General features: G+C 64.7%; 22 protein-coding genes. 6 read left to right on the top strand and 16 right to left on the bottom strand.

Annotated elements, in window-relative coordinates; genetic code table 11:
- Positions 1-15: 15 nt before the first annotated feature.
- Positions 16-447: a division/cell wall cluster transcriptional repressor MraZ gene (mraZ, locus tag AB4Y63_RS00115; protein ID WP_441788996.1), complete on the bottom strand. Its 432-nt coding sequence runs from the start codon at positions 445-447 to the stop codon at positions 16-18.
- Between the two features lie 333 nt (positions 448-780).
- A complete protein-coding gene (locus AB4Y63_RS00120) occupies positions 781-1,170 on the bottom strand; it encodes a DUF3040 domain-containing protein (protein ID WP_441788997.1) in 390 nt (129 codons plus the stop codon).
- A 76-nt stretch (positions 1,171-1,246) separates the two neighbouring features.
- On the opposite strand from AB4Y63_RS00120, the gene AB4Y63_RS00125 reads away from it, so the two are divergent.
- Positions 1,247-2,332, top strand: coding sequence for a polyprenyl synthetase family protein (locus AB4Y63_RS00125; protein ID WP_441788998.1), 1,086 nt, complete (start codon positions 1,247-1,249; stop codon positions 2,330-2,332).
- A gap of 216 nt (positions 2,333-2,548) precedes the next feature.
- Here AB4Y63_RS00125 and AB4Y63_RS00130 read toward each other — a convergent pair whose 3' ends face one another.
- Positions 2,549-2,890: an Rv2175c family DNA-binding protein gene (locus AB4Y63_RS00130; RefSeq protein ID WP_441788999.1), complete on the bottom strand. Its 342-nt coding sequence runs from the start codon at positions 2,888-2,890 to the stop codon at positions 2,549-2,551.
- Positions 2,891-3,191: 301 nt separating this feature from the next.
- Here AB4Y63_RS00130 and AB4Y63_RS00135 point away from each other — a divergent pair, with 301 nt between their 5' ends.
- Both AB4Y63_RS00135 and pknB read left to right on the top strand, forming a co-directional pair.
- Positions 3,192-4,382 (top strand): LysM peptidoglycan-binding domain-containing protein, encoded by a 1,191-nt coding sequence (locus AB4Y63_RS00135; RefSeq protein WP_441789000.1) that lies wholly within the window; start codon positions 3,192-3,194, stop codon positions 4,380-4,382.
- Positions 4,383-4,499: 117 nt separating this feature from the next.
- The gene (gene pknB, locus AB4Y63_RS00140; protein ID WP_441789319.1) at positions 4,500-6,473 is read left to right on the top strand and encodes a Stk1 family PASTA domain-containing Ser/Thr kinase; all 1,974 of its coding nucleotides are present in this window, start codon (positions 4,500-4,502) and stop codon (positions 6,471-6,473) included.
- Positions 6,474-6,703: 230 nt separating this feature from the next.
- On the opposite strand, the gene AB4Y63_RS00145 is transcribed toward pknB, so the two are convergent.
- The 3 genes from AB4Y63_RS00145 to AB4Y63_RS00155 form a co-directional block, all read right to left on the bottom strand.
- Complete coding sequence (locus AB4Y63_RS00145; protein WP_441789001.1) at positions 6,704-8,074, bottom strand: class II 3-deoxy-7-phosphoheptulonate synthase; 1,371 nt, start codon at positions 8,072-8,074, stop codon at positions 6,704-6,706.
- A gap of 94 nt (positions 8,075-8,168) precedes the next feature.
- Positions 8,169-8,858, bottom strand: a complete 690-nt coding sequence (locus AB4Y63_RS00150; RefSeq protein ID WP_441789002.1) for a lysophospholipid acyltransferase family protein — start codon at positions 8,856-8,858, stop codon at positions 8,169-8,171.
- A 28-nt stretch (positions 8,859-8,886) separates the two neighbouring features.
- Positions 8,887-9,834 (bottom strand): ROK family glucokinase, encoded by a 948-nt coding sequence (locus AB4Y63_RS00155; protein ID WP_441789320.1) that lies wholly within the window; start codon positions 9,832-9,834, stop codon positions 8,887-8,889.
- A 240-nt stretch (positions 9,835-10,074) separates the two neighbouring features.
- On the opposite strand from AB4Y63_RS00155, the gene AB4Y63_RS00160 reads away from it, so the two are divergent.
- Entirely contained in the window at positions 10,075-11,910 is a 1,836-nt protein-coding gene (locus AB4Y63_RS00160; RefSeq protein WP_441789003.1) for an AMP-dependent synthetase/ligase, read from the top strand.
- A gap of 182 nt (positions 11,911-12,092) precedes the next feature.
- Here the strand turns inward: AB4Y63_RS00160 and def are convergent, their stop codons facing one another.
- The 3 genes from def to AB4Y63_RS00175 all read right to left on the bottom strand — a co-directional run bounded on the left by def (position 12,093) and on the right by AB4Y63_RS00175 (position 17,495).
- Positions 12,093-12,584: a peptide deformylase gene (gene def / locus AB4Y63_RS00165; RefSeq protein ID WP_441789004.1), complete on the bottom strand. Its 492-nt coding sequence runs from the start codon at positions 12,582-12,584 to the stop codon at positions 12,093-12,095.
- Between the two features lie 73 nt (positions 12,585-12,657).
- Entirely contained in the window at positions 12,658-14,055 is a 1,398-nt protein-coding gene (locus AB4Y63_RS00170; RefSeq protein WP_441789005.1) for a MinD/ParA family ATP-binding protein, read from the bottom strand.
- Positions 14,056-14,090: 35 nt separating this feature from the next.
- A complete protein-coding gene (locus tag AB4Y63_RS00175) occupies positions 14,091-17,495 on the bottom strand; it encodes a pyruvate carboxylase (RefSeq protein WP_441789006.1) in 3,405 nt (1,134 codons plus the stop codon).
- Positions 17,496-17,572: 77 nt separating this feature from the next.
- Here AB4Y63_RS00175 and AB4Y63_RS00180 point away from each other — a divergent pair, with 77 nt between their 5' ends.
- On the top strand, positions 17,573-18,388 hold the full coding sequence (locus AB4Y63_RS00180; RefSeq protein WP_345061911.1) for a ParA family protein: 816 nt from the start codon (positions 17,573-17,575) through the stop codon (positions 18,386-18,388).
- 171 nt (positions 18,389-18,559) lie between these two features.
- Here the strand turns inward: AB4Y63_RS00180 and AB4Y63_RS00185 are convergent, their stop codons facing one another.
- The 6 genes from AB4Y63_RS00185 to AB4Y63_RS00210 all read right to left on the bottom strand — a co-directional run bounded on the left by AB4Y63_RS00185 (position 18,560) and on the right by AB4Y63_RS00210 (position 22,243).
- A complete protein-coding gene (locus tag AB4Y63_RS00185; RefSeq protein ID WP_441789007.1) occupies positions 18,560-19,111 on the bottom strand; it encodes a MerR family transcriptional regulator in 552 nt (183 codons plus the stop codon).
- A 160-nt stretch (positions 19,112-19,271) separates the two neighbouring features.
- The gene (ftsR, locus tag AB4Y63_RS00190; protein WP_441789008.1) at positions 19,272-19,970 is read right to left on the bottom strand and encodes a transcriptional regulator FtsR; all 699 of its coding nucleotides are present in this window, start codon (positions 19,968-19,970) and stop codon (positions 19,272-19,274) included.
- Positions 19,970-20,422, bottom strand: a complete 453-nt coding sequence (locus AB4Y63_RS00195; RefSeq protein WP_441789321.1) for an FHA domain-containing protein — start codon at positions 20,420-20,422, stop codon at positions 19,970-19,972. The genes ftsR and AB4Y63_RS00195 overlap by 1 nt, the downstream gene beginning before the upstream one ends.
- A gap of 49 nt (positions 20,423-20,471) precedes the next feature.
- The gene (locus AB4Y63_RS00200; RefSeq protein WP_441789009.1) at positions 20,472-21,089 is read right to left on the bottom strand and encodes a CDP-alcohol phosphatidyltransferase family protein; all 618 of its coding nucleotides are present in this window, start codon (positions 21,087-21,089) and stop codon (positions 20,472-20,474) included.
- A gap of 104 nt (positions 21,090-21,193) precedes the next feature.
- Entirely contained in the window at positions 21,194-21,643 is a 450-nt protein-coding gene (locus tag AB4Y63_RS00205; RefSeq protein WP_441789010.1) for an NUDIX domain-containing protein, read from the bottom strand.
- A 36-nt stretch (positions 21,644-21,679) separates the two neighbouring features.
- A complete protein-coding gene (locus tag AB4Y63_RS00210; RefSeq protein ID WP_441789011.1) occupies positions 21,680-22,243 on the bottom strand; it encodes an adenine phosphoribosyltransferase in 564 nt (187 codons plus the stop codon).
- Positions 22,244-22,291: 48 nt separating this feature from the next.
- On the opposite strand from AB4Y63_RS00210, the gene AB4Y63_RS00215 reads away from it, so the two are divergent.
- Positions 22,292-22,663: an RNA-binding S4 domain-containing protein gene (locus AB4Y63_RS00215; protein WP_441789012.1), complete on the top strand. Its 372-nt coding sequence runs from the start codon at positions 22,292-22,294 to the stop codon at positions 22,661-22,663.
- Positions 22,664-22,675: 12 nt separating this feature from the next.
- Here AB4Y63_RS00215 and AB4Y63_RS00220 read toward each other — a convergent pair whose 3' ends face one another.
- Complete coding sequence (locus AB4Y63_RS00220) at positions 22,676-24,133, bottom strand: lipase maturation factor family protein (protein ID WP_441789013.1); 1,458 nt, start codon at positions 24,131-24,133, stop codon at positions 22,676-22,678.
- Positions 24,134-24,201: the final 68 nt, after the last annotated feature.

Here is a 24,201-nt window from a genome sequence, read left to right on the forward strand (position 1 = left end):
GTCAGGCACCAGGGGCTAGAAGAGTCCCGGAATCACCTCCTCCGTAGTGTTGGCGAACGCGGTTTCTTGTTCGGTGAGGTAGCTGTCCCAAGCCGCGCTGTCCCAGATCTCGACGCGGCTGCCCGCGCCGATCACCGTGAGTTCACGGTCAAGGCCGGCGTAGCTGCGCAGATTGGCCGGGATCATGACCCGGTTCTGCTTGTCCGGGGTGTCGGCTGCGGCTCCAGAAAGAAAAACCCGCAAGTAATCGCGGGCTTGTTTGCTGGTGACGGGGGCTTGTTTGATCTTCTCGTGCAGCTGCTCGAACTCGTCGGTGCTGAACACGTAGATGCAGTTTTCCTGGCCCCGCGTCATGACCACGCCGGTGGCCAGCTCATCGCGGAACTTGGCCGGGAGAATGATGCGCCCTTTCTCATCGAGCTTCGGGGCATAGGTCCCAAGGAACATTCATCACCTCTTCTCTTCCGGCCAGGATCAGGAGTTGCTCCACTTTACTCCACAACCCACCACTTTCGAGGGAAATTGAGCGATATTCGACCAGAAGTCGCCCGCGGATGCCCGAAATCTCAGGGGACACCGTGGTGGAGGGAAAGGGAGAGGCCGATCAAGCACCGCGATTCCTGGCGCGTGTGAGCGCACAAAAAAGGGCCGATCAGAAGATCGGCCCGTGAATTGCGACTCTGCCTATTACTACTCAGCCTGGTGACGCGACCTCTCGGCGCGCGACGGCGAACGTCGTCAGTGCGACTGCGTCAGAGCAACTGCGTCAGTGCGACTGCGTCAGTGATTGCCGTCTTGGCGGCGATCCCAACGGTCGTTCATCTTGTCCATGAAGCCCTGGTCGGACTTCCGTGAGGGGGCGTGGCTTCGACCGTGCCCGGTGGACCCGCCGGGCGAGAAGCCGCGACTGGCGCGCCCGGGCGTGATGGCCAGAAGCACCCCGCCGAACATGACAATGAACCCGATGATCCCGAGCCACAGCAGATGCAGGGCGACGCCCGCAATCAGCAGTGCGATTCCGGCAACGACGAGGAGCACCCCCAGAGCTATCGAACGATAGCTAGGTCGAAGTCGCGTTGCTCCAACCGTCGCCACAAAATCAGCGTCGTTGTGATAGAGGCTGCGCTCCATCTCTTCGAGGAGTCGCTGCTCCTGTTCTGATAGCGGCATCTCATTCCCTCCAATTACGGGATCGAGCGGGTTTAGCTCTTAATTCTAGCGCCGCAGGGTTGGCTAGGCTAGACACGTGGTTGAAAGCACTCGTCTAGTCGGTTTAGTTCACTCTCGCATCGAGAATTTCGTGGCGAGCCGTGAGTCCATTGTGACCTCGATCAGCCCTGACCTTACCGCGCTCGTTGATTTCTCACGGCAATTTCTCAGCGGTGGCAAGCGATTCAGGGCCCTTTTCTGTTACTGGGGGTGGAGGAGCGTCTCTGCGCCAGATTCTCCGCTCTCCCCCATCGTCGGGGCGGCATCCGCACTTGAGATCTTTCACGCCGCCGCGCTGGTGCACGATGACATCATCGACAACTCAGATACCCGCCGCGGCGCCGCGTCTGCGCACAAGTTGTTCGATGGTCTGCACCGCGCGTCGGGGTGGGCCGGAGACGATGCCGAGTTCGGCCGGGCATCCGCGATTCTGCTCGGCGATCTCATACTCGGCTGGAGCGACGAACTTCTCGATGACGCCCTGCTTGAGGTGACCGACGCGGCCAGCGCCCGTCGGGCACGGATCGAGTTCAACCGGATGCGCACCGAGGTCACCGCCGGCCAGTACCTCGACATCCTCGAAGAGCGCGCTTGGGTCACCCAGCCCGATGCCGAGTTGCTTGACCGTGCTCACCGGGTGATCGTCTACAAGTCGGCCAAGTACAGCGTGCAGGCGCCGCTCGTGATCGGTGCGGCCCTCGCCGGCGCCAGCACGGAGCAACTGGGCGCGCTGCGGGAGTTCGGACTGCCGCTCGGAATCGCTTTTCAGCTGCGCGACGACCTGCTCGGCGTGTTCGGCGATTCCGCGGTCACCGGCAAACCGAGCGGTGACGACCTCCGGGAGGGCAAGCGCACCGTGCTGATCGCCCTCGCCCGCGACCACGGCACCCGCGAAACGCGCAGCCTGATCGACGAATTGCTCGGCAATCCGGAGCTTGACGAGTCACAGATCGTGGCATTGCAGAACGCGATTCATGACAGCGGAGCCGTCGACCGCGTCGAAGCGCTCATCGCCGAGAACGTCGCCGCGGCGCGCGAGGTGCTTGCCTCCGCTCCGTTGCGCGCCGACGCGATCCTCGAACTCGGCGCGCTCACCGACACGGTGACGCGCCGCACGTTCTAAGAGTTCGGCTCGAAACCACTTCGGTGATTAGAGGAGGAGCGAGCGCTAGCGACGGCCTCGACAGGGTCGAACACCGTCGACAAGGCGCGCGCGTTGAAAACCGCGGCGCTGGTTGAACTCAGCACGCGCAGCGGTTTTCAACCCGCGCAGCGACCTGTCGAGGATCGCCGGGCGCGGTCAAGCAACTCAGGCAGGAGCCTCAGCGAGAAGTGTGAGTTACGCGAGCGCCTGAGCGACGCGACGCACCTCGGCCTTGCGGCCGGCACGGAGCGCCTCGATTGGCGGAACGCCCAAGCTGTCGTCGACATTGAGCAGCCAGTCCATGGCCTGCTCGTCGGTGAAGCCGTCGTCGCCGAGCACGTAGATGGTGCCGCGCAATTCGCCGAGCGGCGCTCCTTCTTTCAAGAAGGCGGCGGGAACCTGAAGTTTGCCGTCACGGCGCACAGCAAGAAGGTATTTGTCTTCGATGAGCTGCCGCACGCGGCTCTGGCTCAATCCAAGCATTTCAACGAGGTCAGGAATGGTCAGCCACTGCTGATCAGAGTACGTGTCTGTCACAGTCCAACCTTCCCACGATTCAGGGCAGTTGGGAAACATCTCGCACCCCAGCATCCGAAATTGCGCCGAAATCGTCGATTCGACGCTATTCCTTCAACGAACTCTCGTCACACCGGCACGGCTGATTGACTCGCCTATGCATCTATGTCAGCGTGGAGAACGCACCACGAACCAAGGGGACACCATGCCGGCGCAGGAAGCTCATCACAATCCGGCGGATTCTGCACCGCAGAATCACGGCACAGCGAAACCCCGCGGCGCTCGGCGCTCGCGCAGAATTCTCGCCAGCATCCCCGTTGTCATGGTCAGCGCCATCGCGATGACATTGCACATGGTCTCTCCCGCGGATGCTGCGACTCACGCGAAGAAGCCACTCAAGTTCAAGACGACGCCGCCTACTCTCACGGCCGCGACTGTCGCCGCTTCGTCGGCTCCGGCGACGGTCACCGCAGCCCCGCAGGACTACGTGGTGCAGGCGGGCGATACCGTCAGTGGGATCGCCGGCAAGTTCGGTCTGTCCACGGCGTCAGTGCTCGCCCTGAACGGCCTGGGTTGGCAAGCCGTCATCTTCCCGGGTCAGAAACTGACCTTGAGCGTGCAGAACACCGGTACCCAGAGCATCCAGCAACCGGCGAGTCCGGCCAGTGAAATCTCCCGCTACACGATCAAGAGCGGCGACACCATCAGTGGCGTGGCTTCGGCTCACGGACTGACCACGACCGCTGTGCTTCGCGCCAATGGGCTCTCGACCAGCAGCGTGATCTTTCCCGGCCAGGTCATCGTGCTCCCCGAGAGCGGTGCCGGAGCCAGCTCCACGGTCGAGGCCGTCAGCTCGGTGCAGCCGGCAGCGTCAGGATCGGGATCGACCTACACGATCGTCAGCGGCGACACCATCAGTGGCGTGGCGTCAACCCTGGGCGTCTCGGTGCAGGCGATCCTCGATGCCAACGGCCTGAGCTGGGAGAGCATGATCTACCCGGGCCAGAACCTGGCGGTCCCGAGCGGACACGCCGTGGAATCGGCGGTGTGGGTGACTCCTCAGGAAACTCCCGCTGCGCCGTCCGCTCACGCCGACCCGAGCGTCGTCGCGCTGACTGATGAGATGCGCCGCAACGCCGACACGATCATCTCGATCGGCCGTTCGATGGGCGTCAGCGACTTCGGAATCGTGGTCGCTCTCGCCGCCGCCGCCCAGGAATCGGGACTGCGCAACATTGAGTTCGGCGATCGCGATTCGCTGGGGCTGTTCCAGCAGCGCCCGAGCGCCGGTTGGGGCACTCCGGAGCAGGTCACGGATCCTGAACGCGCCACCCGCGCTTTCTTCGGCGGTCCCGGCAACCCGAACGACGAAGTCCGTGGCCTTCTCGACATTTCAGGCTGGGAATCGATGTCGGTCACCGACGCTGCACAGGCCGTTCAAATTTCGGGTCACCCCGACCTTTACGCCAAGTGGGAGAGTTCAGCCCGAGCGTGGCTAGCCGAACTCGGTTGATCTGACACCCATTCGGTAACGACTTCGCGACCAAACGGATCGTTCACGGTGTTTTATCGGGGCTAACCCCGCGCCGTTCTCTAGAATCGACGAGTGAGCGATACCCCGAGTGACCCGATGCTCGGCCGTCTGATTGACGGCCGCTATCAGGTGCGCTCCCGAATCGCACGTGGCGGCATGGCCACCGTCTACCTCGCCACTGACCTGCGCCTCGAGCGCCGTGTGGCCATCAAGATCATGCACGGTCATCTGGCCGACGACAACACGTTCAAGAGCCGCTTCGTGCAGGAGGCTCGCTCTGCGGCCCGCCTGGCGCATCCGAATGTCGTGAACGTCTTCGACCAGGGTCAAGACGCCGACATGGCCTACCTGGTGATGGAGTATCTGCCGGGAATCACCCTGCGCGACCTGATCAAGGACTACGGTCGGCTCACCCCTGAGCAGACGATGGACATCCTGGTCGCTGTGCTCAGCGGCCTCGCTGCGGCGCACAAGGCCGGCATCGTTCACCGCGATGTCAAACCCGAAAACGTTCTGCTGGCCGACGACGGCCGCATCAAGCTCGGCGACTTCGGTCTTGCCCGGGCAGCAAGCAACAACACAGCGACCGGTCAGGCTCTACTCGGCACGATCGCCTACCTCTCCCCCGAGCTCGTCACCCGTGGTGTGGCGGATGCCCGCAGCGACATTTACGCGCTCGGCATTCTGACCTACGAGATGCTCACCGGTGAGCAGCCGTACCAGGGCGAAGCGCCGATGCGGATCGCCTACCAGCACGCCAACGACACCGTGCCGGTGCCGAGCAGCAAGGTTCCCGGCATTCCGGCGACCTTCGACGAAGTCGTCGCGTGGACGACGGCCCGCGACCCGGAAGACCGCCCGCGTGACGCGCGCGTTCTGCTCGACTATCTGCAGGCCGGTGGCGCAGTCGTCGGCCCGCCGGAAGCCGGCGCTCCGCTCGCCGCCGACCCCTCGATGGCGGCCACCACGGTATTGACCGGGACCGCGCTTGCCGCTGGAGCCGGCACCGTGGCGGCCCATGCCGCCTCGACCATGGTGATGCCCGGCCGTTTCGATGAGATCGCCGACGCCGACACTCAGATCTTCGGCTCGACCCCGCTGGTCGCCGAGGATGACACACCGGATGAGCCCGGTGCCGAGCTAGCCGAGAAGGCACACAAGCGCAAACGCCGCGGCTACTGGCTGTTCGCTGCGATCATTCTGCTTGCTGCGATCGCCGGGGGCACCGGGTGGTACTTCGGTGCGGGCCCCGGTTCACAGGTCGCCGTTCCGAAACTCATCTCATTGTCGCCCGACGACGCGACTGCCCAGTTGAAAGAGCTCGGGCTGACCGTCAAGCTCGGCACTGAGTACAGCGGAACCATCCCCGCAGGACTCGTCGCGAGCACCCTGCCGGGCACGGGCATCCGTGTGGACAAGGGCAGCGCTGTGACGCTCAACGTGTCGCAGGGCCCGCAGCCGATCACGATTCCCGTTCTTGCAGGGTTGAGCGAAGACGCGGCGAGGAAGGCCATCACGGATCTCAAAGCGAATGTCGGGTCGATCGACCCGCAGTTCAACGACTCCATTCCGGCCGGAATCGTGCTCGCCGCGGGCAGCGAGGGTGACGGCGCCGACCTCTCGCAGGGCGGGCCGTCGTTCGAAGGCAAGACCATCAACCTGGCCGTCTCTCTCGGTGCTGTGCCGGATGTCTCCGGCCAGTCGGTTGAGGATGCGACGGCGACTCTCGGCGACAAGAATTTGAAGGCCGAAGCCGGCGAGGAACAATACAGCGAATCGGTACAGAAGGGCCTCGTGATTTCGGCTGCCCCGACCACCGATGGCCCCGTTCGCGAGGGAACCACGTTCTCGCTGACCGTGTCGCGCGGCCCCGAGCCCGTCGAGGTGCCGGATGTCATCGGCAAGACCTGGGCCGACGCCAAGTCGATTCTCGAGAACGCCGGCCTGAAACTTGATTACAACGCGTTTGCCGACACGTTCCCCGCGCTGGTCACCGTGACCACTGTCACGCCCGGCGTCGGCGAATCAGTTCCGCGCGGTTCAACCGTCAAGGTGACATTCTCCCTCTAGCGCGGTCGGCCAGCGCATGCATCTGTCGCCTGCACGGGTCGCGTTGTCCTTTCGCCGAGCTTGACACTTTCGGTCGAGCTTGACCGGCGGAGCGGGGCAACTCGACCGGAACAGTCAAACTCGGCGCGGCACGGCGTCAAGCCCCGGTACCCCAGACACATGCCCCACTTGGCATACAAACAGCTCTGGCCCGCCGACGTGAGTCAACGGGCCAGAGTACGCACGTGCGGTTAGCGCTGAGCAAGTTCCTCAGCGACAAGGAACGCCAGTTCCAGCGACTGCATGTGGTTCAGACGCGGGTCGCAGAGCGACTCGTAGCGGGTGGCCAGCGCAGCCTCGTCGAGGTGCTCCGAACCGCCGAGGCACTCGGTGACGTCGTCGCCGGTGAGTTCGACATGGATGCCACCCGGGTGGGTTCCGACGGCGCGGTGCGCCTCGAAGAAGCCCTTGACCTCGTCGACGACGTCGTCGAACCGACGGGTCTTGTAGCCGAGCGGGGTCGTCATGCCGTTGCCGTGCATCGGGTCGGTGACCCAGAGCGGCTGGGCGTCGCTCGCCTTGATCGCTTCGAGAAGCGGGGGCAGGGCATCCCGGATCTTGCCGGCACCCATGCGCGTGATGAACGTGAGGCGTCCGGGTTCACGGTTCGGGTCGAGCAGGTCGACGAGGCGCATCATGTCATCGGCGGTCGTGGTCGGGCCGAGCTTCACACCGATCGGGTTGCGCACGCGCGACAGGAAGTCGACGTGTGCGCCGTCGAGTTCACGGGTGCGCTCTCCGATCCAGATGAAGTGCGCCGAGGTGTTGTACGGAGTGCCGGTGCGCGAATCGATCCGCGTCATCGGGCGCTCGTAGTCCATCAGCAGACCCTCGTGGCTGGTGTAGAACTCGGTGCGCTTGAGCGCCTCGAAGTCGGCACCGCACGCGATCATGAACTTGATGGCGCGGTCGATCTCCTTCGCCATCTTTTCGTAGCGCTGGTTGGCCGGGTTCTTGGCGAAACCCTGGTTCCAGCTGTGCACCTGGCGCAGGTCGGCGAAGCCACCCTGTGTGAACGCACGGATCAGGTTCAAGGTTGAGGCGGCCGTGTGGTAGCCCTTGATCAGGCGGGCCGGGTCGGCTTCACGCGATTCGGGGGTGAAGTCGTAGCCATTCACGATGTCGCCACGGTAGGCCGGCAGGGTCACGTCGCCGCGAGTTTCGAAGTCACTCGAGCGCGGCTTGGCGAACTGCCCGGCCATGCGGCCCATTTTGACGACCGGCATCGACGCGCCGTAGGTGAGCACGACGGCCATCTGAAGCACGGTCTTCACCCGGTTGCGGATCTGGTCGGCGTTCGCGCCGCTGAAGGTCTCGGCGCAGTCGCCGCCCTGCAAGAGGAAGGCTTCTCCGCGAGCAGCCTCGGCCAGGCGGTCGCGCAGAATGTCGACCTCACCGGCAAACACCAGCGGCGGCTGGGTGGCGAGTTCGGCGGATGCCGCAGCGACAGCGTCGGCGTTCGGCCACGACGGCTGCTGCTTGATCGGAAGGGTGCGCCAATAGTCGAGGCCCGCGATCACAGATTCGTCTGCCAATACGACTGGTTCGGTGGGGTCTACCACTGACTATCCCTATTTTCTCTTCGGTGGCACGCGTAAACACGCGGGCCGGGGTGATGGAAGGTACGCGTCGCCAGGCGAGCGCGCTGGTCGAAGCTTATCGCGAAAGGCTGGCACGCTTCTCTTTGACGCTGCTCGCATACACGTCGTCATACTCCTGCTTGCTGAGGTGCTGCAGCTCGTACATGAGCTCGTCGGTCACAGAGCGCAACACGAATCGGTCACCCTCCATTCCCTCGAACCGGCTGAAGTCGAGCGGCTTGCCGATGACGATGCCGATGCGGCGAATCTTCGGGATGCGGGTTCCGGTCGGCATCGCCTTCTCGGTGTCGATCATTGCCACGGGCACGATGGGAACGCCGGACTCGAGCACCATCCGGGCCACCCCGGTGCGCCCCCGGTACAGCTTCGCATCGGGGCTGCGGGTGCCTTCGGGATAGATGCCGAGCACGTCGCCGGAGCCGAGCACGCGGAGGCCGGTGTTGAGGGAATCCTCAGAGGCCTTGCCCCCGGACCGGTCGATCGGCAGCTGCCCGGACGCGGTCATGAACAGGCGGGTCGCCCAGCCCTTCAGACCCTTCCCGGTGAAGTATTCGCTCTTGGCGAGAAACGCGACACGACGCGGCACCACCAGCGGCAGAAACACCGAGTCGATGAACGAGAGATGGTTGCTGGCCAGGATGACGCCACCCTGTTTCGGGATGTTTTCCAGGCCGATCACCCACGGCCGAAACAGGCCGAGAAGGATCGGTCCGACGACAATGTTCTTCATGATCCAGTAGAACATCGTTGACTCTCCTCCGCCGCTCTTCAGCCTACTGCGACAGGGCGTGCAGGCGGGCGAGATCCGCCGCACCGACAACGCCGGCGTCGTTGACGAGTTCTGCCGTCTTGAACTCGGGTTCGGGGTGGTAGCCCCTGGCCGGCAGGTGGTCGAGGTACGAGGTGCGGATCGGCTCGAGCAGCAACTCGCCGGCTGCGGCGACTCCCCCGCCGAAGACGAAGACCTGCGGGTCAAGCACGGCCCCGAGGCTCGCGCAGGCTTGCCCGAGTGCGGCGCCGAGCTGGCGCAGGGCGGCCAGGGCGCCGCCATCGCCGTCGATGATCAGCCGGCCCACATCGTCACCGGTGAGCCCGCCGTTCTGCTCCCGCACCGAGGCGAGACCGAGGCCGACGCCGCCGGCATCCGCAAATTCGTTGGCGATGCGCAGCAGCGCCCGACCCGAGCCGTACTGTTCGATGCAGCCGTGGGCGCCGCAGCCGCAGGGAAGTCCATCGGGAATCAGGCGCAGGTGGCCGAGCTCGGCGCCGGCTCCGAAGCCACCGCGGAACAAGCGATCGTTGGCGACGATGGCGCCGCCGACGCCGGTGCCGATGGTGAGCGTGACCATGTCGCTGTACAGCCGGCCGGCACCGTAGCGAAACTCGGCCCATCCTGCGGCGTTGGCGTCGTTCTCGATGATGACCGGCAGGTCGAGTCGCGCTTCGAGCTTGTCGCGGAACGGTTCGTTGCGCCAGTTGATGTTGGGGGCGTAGTACACGGTTGACTGCGCGGCGTCGATGAATCCGGCAGCGGCGACACCGGCGCCGATGATCTTCTCCCCCTCCGACAGGCTCTCGATCATGGCAACGACGGCGTCTTCGATCTCGCGCGGGTCGCCGGCCGGGCTCGGCACCCGTCGGCTGCGAAGAATTGCGCCGTCCTCGTCGACGAGGGCGCCGGCAATCTTGGTTCCGCCGATATCAATGCCGATCGCGTGCACGTATTGCACCTTTCCTCGTGGGAGTCGTGGGGAGTCTGCTCACAGAGCAAGTGGGTGAACTGCGGTGTCGTGCGGGTGGGAGACAGGTGTTCTGGCGGGAGAACGCGCCAGCGAACTGTCAGAGCACCGGGAGCAGCACCCCCTAGAGTGTAGTAAACCAGCTAGCCGCAGGGCGAAAGAGACATCGACGCCGTGTGGCCACCCGGTATTCACCGCCCGCCCGGTACCAAAGGAGTTGCCGTGAAACAGATTGACATGCCAGCAGTGGTCCCCGCCGACCCCGATGCCAACTGCACTGATCTGCTGATCGGCCGGTTGGCTGCCACCCCAGACTCCGTGTTGTTCTCATTGCCGAGCAACAATGGCTGGCTGCCGGTGACGACCAGGGAGTTCCACGCCCAGGTCATCGCCCTGGCCAAGGGCTTCGTCGCCGCAGGTATTGAGCCCGGCGACAAGATCGGCCTGATCTGCAAGACCCGCTACGAGTGGACCTTGATCGACTTCGCCGTCTGGTTCGCCGGCGCCGTGCTCGTCCCGATCTACGAGACCAGCTCCCCCAGCCAAATCCAGTGGAGCATGAGCGATTCGGGCGCCACCTCGATCCTGATCGAGACCCCCGACCACTTCGCCAAGTTCGATGAGGTGCACGCCGACCTGCCGTTGATCGGCGCGGTCTGGCAGATCGACCTCGGCGACCTCGACAAGCTCGTCGCCGGCGGCGTGAACGTGACGGATGCCGAGATCGAGCGCCGTCGCAACCTCGCGGTGAGCTCAGATATCGCCACCCTCATTTACACTTCCGGCTCGACCGGCAAGCCCAAGGGCTGCGTGCTCACCCACGCAAACTTTGTCGAGACCAGCCGCAACGCGGGCGTCGCCCTGCACGAGGTGCTCTCAGACGAGAACGGTGCATCGACGCTGCTGTTCATCACCACCGCCCACGTCTTCGCCCGCTTCATCGCGGTGCTCTGCGTCGACAACGGCGTGCGGGTCGGACACCAAGCGGACACCAAGCAGCTTCTTTCGTCGCTCGGGAGCTTCAAGCCGACCTTCCTCCTTGCTGTCCCCCGGGTCTTCGAGAAGGTCTACAACTCGGCTGAGCAGAAGGCTGAAGCCGGCGGCAAGGGCAAGATCTTCCGCGCTGCGGCCGCGGTTGCCGTCGAGCACTCTGAGGCGTTGGAAGCCGGCCAGAGCATCCCGATGATGACCAAGATCAAGTTCGCCTTGTTCGACAAGCTGGTCTACAGCAAGTTGCGCGCGGCGATGGGTGGCAACGTCAAGTACGCCGTGTCGGGATCGGCACCGCTCGGTGCTCACCTCGGCCACTTCTTCCACAGCCTCGGCATTGTGATCCTCGAGGGCTACGGCCTGACCGAGAGCACCGCTCCGGCCACGGTGAACCTCGCCACGAAGTCGAAGATTGGCACGGTCGGCCCTCCGCTGCCCGGAGTGTCAGTGCGCCTCGACGACGACGGTGAAATCTCGCTCAAGGGCATCAACATCTTCAAGGAGTACTGGAACAACCCAGAGGCGACCGCCGAGGTGTTCAACGACGGATGGTTCAAGACCGGCGACATCGGCGCGATCGACGATGACGGTTTCCTCACGATCACCGGACGCAAGAAGGAGATCATTGTGACGGCCGGTGGCAAGAATGTCGCCCCCGCCGCGCTCGAAGACCCGATTCGCGCCAACCTGCTGGTCGGCCAGGTCGTTGTCGTCGGCGACAAGAAGCCCTTCATCAGCGCGTTGATCACCCTCGACCCGGAAATGCTCCCCGTCTGGCTCAACAACAACGGGGAAGACGCTGGGATGACCATCGCCGAGGCCTCCACCAACGCGATCGTGCTGGCCGAAGTGCAGCGCGCGGTCGACCATGCCAACGACCGAGTGTCGCGGGCTGAGTCGATTCGCAAGTTCGTGGTTCTGCCCGGCGAACTGACTGAAGCCGACGGCTACCTGACGCCGAAACTCAGCATCAAGCGCAACATCATCCTGCGCGACTTCGCCGAGACGATTGAGAGCCTGTACGCGGACTCAGTCGTGACCGAGAGTCAGCCGGTCATTCGCGAGTAGCTCGCATCAGACGCTGAGGCGGGTTCGATCACTTCGGTGGTCGGGCCCGCCTCTTCTCGTTGACCCGACCTCCACGTTGGGCGTCGACATCCGCTCGACGACGCGGCGCGGGTTGAACACCGCCACGCGCGCTGAATTCAACGCGCGCGGCGGCATTCGACCCGCGTCATGCCAAACGACGGCTAGAACCAGGTCGACTCGCGCACTTCCTTCATCGCGGCCTTGCGGCTCGGGCGATCGAGGCGGTCGAGGTAGAGCATCCCGTCGAGGTGATCGGTCTCGTGCTGCAGCGCCTGCGCCATCAGCCCGGTTCCGGAGAGTTCGATCGGCTTCGATTCGAGGTCGATGCCGGTGACCCGCGCGAACGGGTAGCGCATCGTCGGGTACCAGAGTCCCGGAACCGACAGGCAGCCCTCGTCGACGAGTTCCGGCTCCCCCGTCAACTCGACGATGACCGGGTTCAGGATGTACCCGATCTCACCATCGACGTTGTAGCTGAAGGCCCGCAGGTTCACGCCGATCTGCGCGGCGGCGACGCCGGCCCGGCCCGGAAGGCGCACACTGTCGATCAGATCGGCGACGAGACCGCGAACGCGCTCATCAATGACGGTGATCGGGTCGGAAACGGTCTTCAGTACCGGGTCTCCGAAGAGACGGATCGGGCGCTCGGCCACGGGTGGACTCCCTGTCGTGATGGGGGCGCGCACCGCGGGTGTCCGAGCCGCGCCGAAAGTGAAGTGGGCTGAGTTAGACGGCGCGCGTGGCCGGAAGTCCCTCGACCACGAGTGCGGCCAGCGTGCGTGACGCGAGCTTCGTGATCGGCTGCAGGTCTTTGTAGGACACCACACTTCCCGCAGCCAGCTGCGGGTCATAGGGAATGCGCACGATCTCGCGCACGCGCGAGCGGAAGTGGGACTCGATCTCCTCGAGCTTCACCAGGTTGGTGCCCTGGGTCGCCGTATTGAGCGCAACGATGGAGTTGCGCACCAACTCGCCGTAGCCGTTGGCTTCCAGCCAGGTCAACGTTTCAGAAGCCAGTCGGGCCTCGTCGACGCTGCCGCCGGAGACGATGACGATGGAATCGGCACGCTGCAGCGTGGCTCGCATCACCGAGTGAACGATGCCGGTGCCGCAGTCGGTGAGCACGATTGAGTAGAACCGTGCGGCGAGGTCGGCGACGACGTTGTAGTCGTTCTCATCGAAAGCCTCGGAGAGCAGCGGGTCGGTGTCTGACGCCAGAATGTCGAGACGGGTCTCGTCGCGGGAGACCAGAGCCGAGAAGTCGGTGAAGCCGCCGATCGAGGCGGCTTTCGTGACGACATCGCGCACCGTCGACCGGGTCTGCTTGCTGACCCGCTCCGACAGCGTGCCCCGGTCGGGGTTGGCGTCGATCGCAATGATGCGGTCTTCGCGGGCGTCGGCCAGGGCCATCCCGAGCAATGCGGTGACCGTGGTCTTACCGACACCGCCCTTGCGGGTGAGGATCGGCACGAAGCGTGCGCCACCCTCGAAGTGCTTGCGGATGCGGGCGTCGAGTTCATCGGCAGCGCGCACCTTGGCCGAGTCACCCAGGTTCACCAGGTGCAGCGTCACGTTGTAAACGAATCGGTTCCAGCCACCGCGCGGGGCCTTACGGGTGCGACGGTTGACCGTGAGCAGACGGTCGGAGGTGAGCATCGACGCAGATTCCGGGGCATCAATCGCGCCTGTGCCCGTACGTCGCGCCGGAGAAATCGCGGTTTCGGTGTGGGCACCGCTGTAGCCGTCGGAATATCCGGCGCCAAGCGACACCGAGCGGTCAGAGCGGTCGGCACGGGCGACCGCCGGGGTACTGATCTCAATCGTGTGAGTCGACGGCTGCGCGGATGCCGTGGCAGTGCTGCGGCTGGTCACCGACGAGCGCGGGCTGCTGTCGAACGCGCGGGACCGCGAACGCGAGTCGTCGAGCGCACGCGCCCTGGCAGACACCGGCTCGGTGGGCAGCGCGACGCTGAGGCTGTCGGGCAGGGCAGCCGCCATGTTCTTGATCGTGTGCGGGGGCAGCTCACTGTGATACTCGTCGCCAGGCTCAGTGATCAGGGTGACGTCGGGTTCCGTCGAAGCAAGTTCAACGGAACCCTCATCGTCGATGCGTTTTTCAGACAAAAGTCAATCTTTCCCTCGGTGGACCGAGGCCAAGCCTACCGTGGTCGAACGACGACCAGCAGATCTCCCGCATCGACCTGCTGTGTCTTCGGGATTGCCACCCGTTCGATGGTGCCGGCGATCGGCGAGGTGATCGCCGCTTCCATCTTCATTGCTTCGATGGATGCGACGGTCTGACCGGCCTCCACGCTGGCTCCGTCTTCGATCTGCAGGGTGACGACGCCCGAGAACGGGGCAGCCACCTGACCCGGCTGGTTGGCGTCGGCCTTCTCCGCAACCTTGGTCTCGACGGTGATGCTGCGGTCCCGCACGAAGACGGGGCGCATCTGGCCGTTGAGGATCGTCATGACGGTGCGCATGCCCTTATCGTCGGCTTCACCGATCGCTTCAAGGCCCGCGTAGAGACGCACGCCCTTCTCGATCTCGATGATGCTTTCGCGACCCTGGTTGAGGCCGTAGAGGTAGTCGACGGTGTCGACGGCCGACAGATCGCCGAACAGCTCACGGATCTGCTCGAACTGACGCGTCGGTGCCGGGAACAGCAACTGGTTGAGCATCTGACGGCGTGACGTGCTGTCGGCGTTCAACGCCGTGCGCTCGGACTCCGTGATCTCCGTGACGCCGATCTTGATGTTGCGTCCGGCGAGCACCTTCGTGCGGAAGGGCTCCGGCCAGCCGCCCGGCAGGTCGCCGAGCTCTCCGGCCATGAATCCGACAACCGAGTCAGGCACGTCGTAGTTGCCGGGGTTCTCGGCGAAGTCGGCCGGGTCGGCTTTGACGGCTGCGAGGTAGAGGGCGAGGTCGCCGACGACCTTCGACGAGGGGGTGACCTTGGGCACCCGGCCGAGGATCGCATCCGCGGCCGCGTACATGTCTTCGATCAGCTCGAAGTGGTCGGCCAGACCCAGCGCGACTGCCTGCGTGCGCAGGTTTGACAGCTGACCGCCCGGGATCTCGTGCTTGTAGACACGGCCGGTCGGGCCGGCGAGGCCGGATTCGAACGGTCGGTAGACCATGCGCACGGCTTCCCAGTACGGCTCCAGGTCGAGCACGTTCTGCAGCGGGATGCCGGTGTCGCGCTCGGTGTGAGCCAGGGCGGCGACGAGCGAGGAGGCCGACGGCTGGCTGGTGGTGCCGGCCATCGAAGCGGATGCGACGTCGACGGCGTCGGCACCGGCCGCGCTGGCGGCCAGTAGGGTCGCCAGCTGCCCACCCGGGGTGTCGTGCGTGTGCACGTGCACCGGCAGGTCGAAACGCTCACGGAAGGCCGTGACGAGCTTGGCCGCCGCGGCGGGACGCAGGAGCCCGGCCATGTCCTTGATGGCGAGGATGTGCGCGCCGGAGTCGACGATCTGCTCGGCCAGACGCAGGTAGTAGTCGAGCGTGTAGAGCTTCTCGTCTGGGTTCATCAGGTCGCCGGTGTAGCAGACGGCCACCTCGGCCACGCTGGTGCCGGTTGCCAGAACGGCGTCGATGGCCGGACGCATCTGCGAGACATCGTTCAGCGCATCGAAGATACGGAAGATGTCGACACCGGTGGCCGCGGCCTCCTTGACGAAGGCATCGGTCACCTCGGTTGGGTACGGCGTGTAACCAACGGTGTTGCGGCCGCGGAGCAGCATCTGGATGTTGATGTTCGGCAGCGCCTCGCGGAGCGCGGCGAGACGTTCCCACGGGTCTTCGCCGAGGAAGCGCAGCGCCACGTCATAGGTGGCACCGCCCCAGGCCTCGACAGAGAGCAGCTGCGGGGTGAGGCGAGCCACGTACGGTGCGGCGGCGACGAGGTCGCGGGTACGCACCCGGGTGGCCAGCAGCGACTGGTGAGCGTCACGGAACGTCGTGTCCGTCACCGCCAGTGCGGTCTGCGCCCGCAGCGCCTGAGCGAAGCCGCGCGGGCCGAGCTCCTGCAGCCGCTGACGCGAGCCGGCCGGGGCCGGAACCGAGAGGTCGAGCGTCGGAAGCTTCTCGGCCGGGTGCAGGGTGGTCGCCGGCACGCCGTTCGGGTGGTTGACCGTGACGTCGGCCAGCCAGTTCAGGATCTTGGTGCCGCGGTCCTTCGACGCACGTCCCTTCAGCAACTCGGGACGCTCGTCGATGAAGGAGGTGCTCAGGTTGCCAGCTGCGAAGTCGGCGTCGTCGAGCACAGCCTGCAGGAACGGGATGTTGGTGGAGACGCCACGGATGCGGAACTCGGCCAGCGCACGCTTCGAGCGCGTGACCGCGGCCGCGTAGTCGCGCCCACGGCAGGTGAGCTTGGCCAGCATCGAGTCGAAGTACGGGCTGATCTGAGCACCCGGGTTGATGGTTCCACCGTCGAGTCGGATGCCGGCGCCACCGGGCGAACGGTACGTAGTGATCTTGCCGGTATCGGGTCGGAACCCGGCCGTGGGGTCTTCCGTGGTGATGCGGCACTGCAGGGCGGCGCCGCGCAGCTTGATGTCCTTCTGCAGCAGGCCGAGATCGGCGAGCGACTCCCCTGCGGCGATGCGGATCTGCGAGACGACGAGGTCGACATCCGTGACTTCCTCGGTCACCGTGTGCTCAACCTGGATGCGCGGGTTCATCTCGATGAACACGTGCTGTCCGGCACGCTCCCCCTCGGTGTCGAGCAGGAACTCGACGGTGCCGGCGTTGACGTAGCCGATCGAGCGGGCAAACGCGATGGCGTCTTTGTACATGCTCTGGCGCACGTCTTCGTCAAGATTCGGGGCCGGAGCGATCTCGATGACCTTCTGGTGGCGGCGCTGAACCGAGCAGTCACGCTCGAACAGGTGGACCGTCTCGCCCGTGGCGTCGGCGAGGATCTGAACCTCGATGTGACGGGGGCGGAGCACGGCCTGCTCAAGGAACATCGTCGAGTCGCCGAATGCGCTCTTCGCCTCGCGCATCGCCTCTTCGAGGGAGCCACGCAGTTCGGCCTTCGTGTTCACGCGGCGCATGCCACGGCCACCGCCGCCGGCGACGGCCTTGGCGAAGATCGGGAAGCCGATCTCGTCGGCCTGGCTGATCAGGAGGTCGACGTCTTCAGACGGCGGGGTCGACTTGAGCACCGGAACGCCGGCGGCAATCGCGTGCTCCTTCGCGGTGACCTTGTTGCCGGCCATTTCGAGCACACTCTTGCCCGGGCCGATGAAGGTGATGCCCGCTGCGGCGGCAGCCTCGGCCAGTTCGGGGTTCTCAGAGAGAAAGCCGTAGCCGGGGTAAATGGCGTCGGCGCCGGACTCCTGAGCGACACGGATGATTTCACTCACCGTGAGGTAGGCGCGCACCGGGTGGCCCGGTTCACCGATCTCATACGCCTCATCGGCCTTCAGCCGGTGCAGCGAGTTTCGGTCTTCGTGTGGGAACACCGCAACGGTCTTCGCGCCGAGTTCATAGGCCGCTCGAAACGCTCGAATCGCGATTTCACCACGGTTGGCAACAAGAATCTTGGTAAACATTCAGACCTTTCGAGCGTGGTGCGGCACACAGCTAACGGTTAGGTTCTGTAAGCCTACTGAAGGTAACGTAGCTACTTGTGCACGTACTTAGCGTCAGCTCCCTCAAAGGAGGCGTAGGAAAGACCACGGTGACCCTTGGTCTTGCTTCTGCTGCCTTCGCCCGCGGTGTGCGCACCTTGGTCGTTGATCTCGACCCCCAATCGGATGTGTCCACCGGTATGGACATTCAGGTGGCCGGCCATCTGAACGTGGCCGATGTGCTCGCTTCTCCCAAGGAGAAGACAGTGCGCGCCGCTATCGCCCCGAGTGGCTGGACCAAGGGGCGTTCCGGAACGATCGATGTGCTGATCGGAAGCCCGTCGGCCATCAATTTCGACGGACCGCACCCCAGCATCCGCGACATTTGGAAACTTGAAGAAGCATTGTCGACGGTTGAGCACGAGTACGATCTCGTGCTCATCGACTGTGCGCCGTCGCTCAACGCGCTCACTCGCACCGCCTGGGCCGCCAGCGACCGCGTGGCCGTTGTCACCGAGCCCGGCCTGTTCTCGGTGGCCGCGGCCGACCGTGCGTTGCGCGCCATCGAAGAGATTCGCCGTGGGCTCAGCCCGCGTCTGCAGCCGCTCGGCATCATCGTCAACCGTGCCCGCACGGCGTCGCTGGAGCACCAGTTCCGCATCAAGGAACTGCGGGACATGTTCGGCCCGCTCGTGCTCAGCCCGCAGCTGCCCGAACGTACCTCGCTGCAGCAGGCGCAGGGTGCCGCAAAGCCGTTGCACATCTGGCCAGGCGACAGCGCGCAGGAAATGGCGCGCTACTTCGACCAGCTGCTCGACCGGGTTCTGCGCACCGCGCGAATCGGCGACTATGCGGAGAAGCCGCGCGACGCGTAGTCCGCTAGCAACCTCGGTGGTCGAGGGCGAGCGAGCGAAGCGAGCCCGTGTCTCGAGACCGCGTGAGCCGACCCTCAAACGCAACCAACGTCCAAGGATCCGCTCGCGAGATCTCGAGATGCGGCCGACTCCGTCGGCTGCTCCTCGATCAACGATCGGAAGAGCCGCTGACTAAGAGATTTTGCGCGACGTCCGACGCTGAGCGAGTTCGTCAGCCTGGTCGACAGCCTGCACGTCGAGCTCGACGAGGCTTGATTCCACCTCACGCAGCACCTTGCCGACGGCGATGCCGAAGACACCTTGGCCGCGGCTGACGAGGTCAATGACTTCGTCGTTCGACGTGCACAGGTAAACGCTGGCGCCATCGCTCATCAGGGTTGTCTGAGCGAGATCGCTCACGCCGGACTCACGCAGCTGATTGACGGCGGTTCGAATCTGCTGAAGCGAGATTCCGGTGTCGAGAAGACGCTTAACGAGCTTCAGAACGAGGATGTCGCGGAATCCGTAGAGGCGCTGCGAGCCGGATCCGGCTGCACCGCGAACGGTCGGCTGCACGAGTTCGGTGCGTGCCCAATAGTCGAGCTGGCGGTAGCTGATTCCCGCAGCGCGGGCTGCGACGGCTCCCCGGTAACCAGTGTGCTCGTCGAGCTCCGGAAGTCCGTCGGTGAACAGCAGGTCCAAACCGTAGCGGGAAGCTTCGCTCTGGGAATTGAGTTCACTCATACGCTTGCCTCTCGGGGTTTGTCTGCGACGCTGACGGCTCGCAGTAACCACGCTATCGAGGCAAAGGACGTTCGGCCTTCACATCCGTTAGACGGATTCGGCGTGTCGAGCCAACTATTTGTGGCCAAGCCGATCGGTGGCGCTTTTCCAGTGTACGTCTTTAGGTGACAAGTCGCCCGAGAGCAGACCGAATCAGGCTGCCGCGCACGACTTCGAGCTGCCCGGCGATCTCCACCGCCATCTCGCTGGCCTTCGCCCGACTCGACGCATCTTTGCGCCGGGACAGCGGCACAAGGGCGCTTTCGATCAATCCCAGCTCGCGTTCTGCCGCTCCGCGGAAGCCGCGCAAATGTCGTGGCTCGATGCCACTGCGCTGCAACTCGACCAGGGCTTTGAGCACGCTCAAGGCCTCTTCGCCGTAGTGATCGGCCGGCAAGATGATCGATGCGGAGATCGCGTCGTGAAGCAGCGTCGTTGACGCAGCGGCCTCGCGCAGCAATTCCTCACGGCTGAACCGCCGCGTGGTGGTCAACATTGTCGGTCCGAGAGTTGCCCCGCCCGGAAGCGTCGGCGACAGTCCCGCATCCAACTCTTCGAGGTAGGTGCGAATGACCTTGAGCGGAAGGTAGTGGTCGCGCTGCGTCGACAGAATCAACCGGAGGCGCTCGACGTCGCTCGCGCCGAACTTGCGGTAACCCGATTCGGTGCGCGCGGGGAAGACCAGCCGCTGCTCCTCGAGAAATCGCAGCTTCGACGGTGTCAGGTCAGGAAACTCGGGGGTCAACCGAGCGAGAACCTGCCCAATACTCAGCAATGGCGCGGCGTGTGAAGACTTTGCCGCGGCGGAGACAGGGCTCACTAGTCGCTCTTCGCACGCGCGCGGTCGTGCCTCGATGCGTAGAAGGTGAGTCGGAACTTTCCGACCTGCACCTCTGCGCCGTCAGTGAGCACGGCCGATTCGATGCGTTCGCCGTCGAAATAGGTGCCGTTCAAGGAACCCAGGTCCTTGACCTCAAACTTGGTTCCGTGTCGCAGGAACTCGGCGTGACGGCGAGACACCGTGACGTCGTCAAGAAAAATGTCAGCCTCGGGATGACGACCAACGGTCGTCACATCGGCGTCGAGGAGGAAACGCGCACCCGTGTTCGGGCCACGCCGCACGACAAGCAGCGCAGACCCCGAAGGGAGCGCAGCGATCGCTTCCTGCTCTTCGGCACTGACATCCGCGTCGATGCCGGCCATCGCGGCAGCGAACTCTTGGCTGAAGTTCAGAGTCGTATCAGTGCTCCCCGACGAGCTGTCGGGCGCCACCTGGCGCTCTGTGTCGTGCTTCTCGTCGGAATTTCCCACCGTAGACCTCCTAGTGTTCCAGCGTATCGGATTGAACGGGCGCCGTGCCGCGCGGCAGGCGAATCACCCGTACGGTTTCAATGGCGTAAATGATGCCGGCCCACCAATAGAGGAAGGCACCCCAGAGGCCGAAAGCCCAGCCGACGGGTTGTGACCACCACGCAACAGAGGGGAACGCCTCACCGAGCATGATCATCGGCAGGGCATAAAACAGGCAGAACGTGGCGACTTTGCCCAATTGATGTACCGGCAGTGGGCCAAAGCCATAGTTGGCCAAGACGACACCGAGACCGAGCAGAAAAACGTCGCGCCCGACGACGACGAGAACGATCCACCACGGCACGAGGTCTCGCCAGGCCAGACCGATCAGCGCGGCGAAAATGTACAACCGGTCGGCGGCCGGGTCGAGAAGCTGGCCGAGTCGGGTGATCTGGTTCATCCGGCGGGCCAGGTAGCCGTCGAGAAAGTCTGTCGCACTGGACACGATGAGCACCAGCAGCGCGGCGACGTCCTCGCCTTCGACGATCAGCCAGAGGAAGACCGGAACCAAGGCCAGCCGAACGAACGACAGAATGTTTGGAAGTGTCCACACTCGTGAGCCGGCGTCCTTGTCCCCTACAGCTCTCACACCACCTGATTCTAGCGAGAGAGGCCGACGCTGCCCGGGAGGCCACGGCACCAATCAGCAGACAAGGGACCATTCGATCTCGACGCGGCCGGTTTCGGTCGAGCTCAGCCGAGCCGAGTGCGGAGCGCCGACCAACTTGCCTCAAACCCAGGATGCAGCGGGAGCAGCTCGACCTCGCGCGGCAGAACCCAGCGCAGTTCGATGCTCTCCGGGTCACTGATCACCGGTTCGAAGCGGTCGGTGGCCACGGCCACAACCGTCGTGTACGACCAGTAGCCGAGGTCGAACACGGAGGTGAAACTCACCCGCACGAGTTCGGCGGGAACGCCGGCTTCCTCGTTGGCTTCACGGAGGGCGGCCTCGACCGCCGTCTCATGCTCGTGACGGGCTCCGCCCGGAAGCCCCCAGGTGTCACCGTGGTGGCTCCAGAGCGCGCGGTGCTGCAACAGCACACCGAGCTCCCGGTGATACACGAGCAATCCTGCCGCTCCGAAGCGACCCCAGTACTTGTGGCCGTCCGGTCCGTAGACCCATGCCTCATCGCTGCCGCTCATAGATCAAGCATGCCGCATCCGTTGCGTGGGAATGACTCAGACCGAAACGATGGTGTGAACGTCGGCAGCGCCGAGTCGGCTGCGCCCGTTGAGATCGGCCAGCTCGAGAACGACGCCGACGCCGGTCAGCGAGTAACCGGCGCGTTCGACCAGGCGGGCGGTGGCCGCGATGGTTCCACCGGTGGCGAGCACGTCGTCGACGATCAGCACGCGAGAGCCGGCCGGAAGCTGACCGACCTCAAGCTCCAAACGGGCCGAACCGTATTCGAGGTCGTACTCCTCGGTCAGCACTGTGCCCGGAAGCTTGCCGCCCTTGCGCACGGCCAGAACCGCGGCATCCGCCGCATAGCCGATCGCCGCTGCCAGCAGAAAGCCGCGTGCTTCGATACCGGCAACGGCATCGAACTGACCCTGGAATCGCGAGACGAGCGCATCGATGATCGACCGGAAAGCGGCAGCGTTGGCGAAGACCGGGTTGAGATCCTGGAACAGGATGCCGTCTTTGGGGAAGTCGGGGTAGCTGGCGAGGTGCGCGTTGACTTCGTCGGCGGCGGTGCGGGCGACAATGGAGGGAACAGTGGAGGTCTCGGGTGAATTCACTACTTAACTGTAGGCGCTCACAGATGAGAAGACCCGTAGAGTCGAAGCATGGACCCACTCTCGACCGTGCGCGTCGACAGCTGGACCTGGGCGGTCCGGCTGTTCAAGACGCGTTCACTGGCCACGGCCGCATGCCGGGCCGGACACGTGCGTGTCAACGGCGACCGGGCGAAGGCTGCACAGTCGGTGAAGGTCGGCGATGAAGTGCGGGTGCGCTCGGCGGGATTCGACACCATCGTGATTGTCACGCGCGTGGTGGCCAAACGGGTCGGCGCCGCGGTGGCGGTCGAGTGCTACACCGATCTGACCCCGCCGCCTCCCCCGCGCGAGGAAGTCGCGCTGCTGCCCATTCGCGATCGCGGAACCGGGCGTCCGACGAAGCGTGAGCGCCGGGAACTCGAGGAGTTGCGCGGGCACTGAGCGGATGCGCGGTCAGCCGGCCCGGCGTGCGATGTTCTCCAGAGAGACCGGCTCGACGAGTTCCCCGAACTCCACCCGACTCCACCAGATTCCCTCTGCCCGCCGCTCGGCACGGGTCGAGAATCGGTAGAGATACACGCGTGCCCGAATCCAGCGGGGCGGTTCGTCGGGGAACGGGTTGACCCGCAGCATCCGCAGCAGGGTGCGGTCCCCCGCCAGAAGCTGCATCACCAACATCTCGAACCAGCGAGTGTCGGGAGTGCCGAGGGCTAAGAACCACATCAGCCAGTCCAGACGCAGGTGATAGGGCGCGAACTGTCTGGGCATCCGTTTCGGGTCACCCGGCTTGCCCCGAAACTCGTACTCCCGCCATCCGTCGGGGCTCGGCCGTGCGTCGGCATTTCCCTCCACGACAACTTCGAACCGGTGCCGGGTCACCGTGCCGAACGCGCCGTAGGCGTTGACCAGGTGATAGCGATTGAAGCTTGCGTTCATCAGCTGACGGTGCGCGAACAGATTGCGCAGGGGGCGATAGCTGAGCACGACGAGCCACACCGTCACGGCGGAGACGAGAAGCACGAACCAGAGCGGCGAGACGGATGCCGCCGGCCCGGTGGACAGACCGGGAAGGATCGTCTGAAACGTGCGGTCATCGACGGCCGAGCACGCGAGCACGATGGTGATCCAGTTCAGCCAGGCGAAGTTGCCGGTGAACACGAGCCAGAGCTGGGTGAGGATCATGACGCCGGCCGCGACCGAGGCGACCGGTTGCGGCGCGAACAGAAAGAACGGCACGACCAGCTGGGCAAAGTGGTTGCCGAGCACCTCGCCGCGATGCATCCATTTCGGAAGATGATGCACGTACCAGCTGACCGGGTTGGGCATCGGCTGGGTCTCATGGTGAAAGTACAGCGCCGTCAGGTCGCGCCATTCCGGCCCGCCGCGCATCTTGATCATGCCCGCGCCGAACTCGAGCCGGAAGACCAGCCATCTGAGGAACAGGATCACGACCAGCGGCGGCGCCACCTCGTTCGAGCCGAGGAAGGCGACTACGAAGCCGGCCTCCAGCAGCAGACTTTCCCAACCAAAGGAGTAGAAGGTCTGGCCGACGTTGACGATCGACAGGTCGATCGCCCAGAGCAGCAGGAAGATCAGCAGCGGCAGCCACGGCGGCCCGAGCTGCGGAAGCCCGACGATGAGTGTCGCCGCACCGACTGCCCCCGCAACGGCCAATGTTCGCAGCATCCGGTCGGAATAGCGCCAGTGGAACAGACTCGGGAAATCGCGAAATCTGATGCGGCTGACAAACCGGGCGACGGGCAACAGACCGTGATCGCCGAGCAGCGCCGGAAACTGGTTGAAGGCGGAGATGAAGGCGATCAGAAAGCAGGCTGCTACGCCGCGCTGCAGAATCTCCCGCGCGATGAGGTAGTCCCCGGCATTCCACCAGGGGGTGTTCCACCAGTCCATGGTGTTGCCCAGGTTAGGCTCCGCGGGGTGCGGTCTCTACCGGGTCCGAACCTCTCGACACCGAAATA

It is taken from the genome of Leifsonia sp. YAF41 (genome assembly GCF_052113185.1).
GTDB lineage: Bacteria > Actinomycetota > Actinomycetes > Actinomycetales > Microbacteriaceae > Cryobacterium.

What these genes read in the sequence shown, in the direction of transcription:
- mraZ (WP_441788996.1), bottom strand. Translation starts at nt 447, where the DNA reads ATGTTCCTTGGGACCTATGCCCCGAAGCTCGATGAGAAAGGGCGCATC.
- AB4Y63_RS00120 (WP_441788997.1), bottom strand. Translation starts at nt 1,170, where the DNA reads ATGCCGCTATCAGAACAGGAGCAGCGACTCCTCGAAGAGATGGAGCGC.
- AB4Y63_RS00135 (WP_441789000.1), top strand. Translation starts at nt 3,192, where the DNA reads ATGGTCAGCGCCATCGCGATGACATTGCACATGGTCTCTCCCGCGGAT.
- pknB (WP_441789319.1), top strand. Translation starts at nt 4,500, where the DNA reads ATGCTCGGCCGTCTGATTGACGGCCGCTATCAGGTGCGCTCCCGAATC.
- AB4Y63_RS00150 (WP_441789002.1), bottom strand. Translation starts at nt 8,858, where the DNA reads ATGTTCTACTGGATCATGAAGAACATTGTCGTCGGACCGATCCTTCTC.
- AB4Y63_RS00175 (WP_441789006.1), bottom strand. Translation starts at nt 17,495, where the DNA reads ATGTTTACCAAGATTCTTGTTGCCAACCGTGGTGAAATCGCGATTCGA.
- AB4Y63_RS00185 (WP_441789007.1), bottom strand. Translation starts at nt 19,111, where the DNA reads ATGAGTGAACTCAATTCCCAGAGCGAAGCTTCCCGCTACGGTTTGGAC.
- AB4Y63_RS00205 (WP_441789010.1), bottom strand. Translation starts at nt 21,643, where the DNA reads ATGAGCGGCAGCGATGAGGCATGGGTCTACGGACCGGACGGCCACAAG.
- AB4Y63_RS00215 (WP_441789012.1), top strand. Translation starts at nt 22,292, where the DNA reads ATGGACCCACTCTCGACCGTGCGCGTCGACAGCTGGACCTGGGCGGTC.
- AB4Y63_RS00220 (WP_441789013.1), bottom strand. Translation starts at nt 24,133, where the DNA reads ATGGACTGGTGGAACACCCCCTGGTGGAATGCCGGGGACTACCTCATC.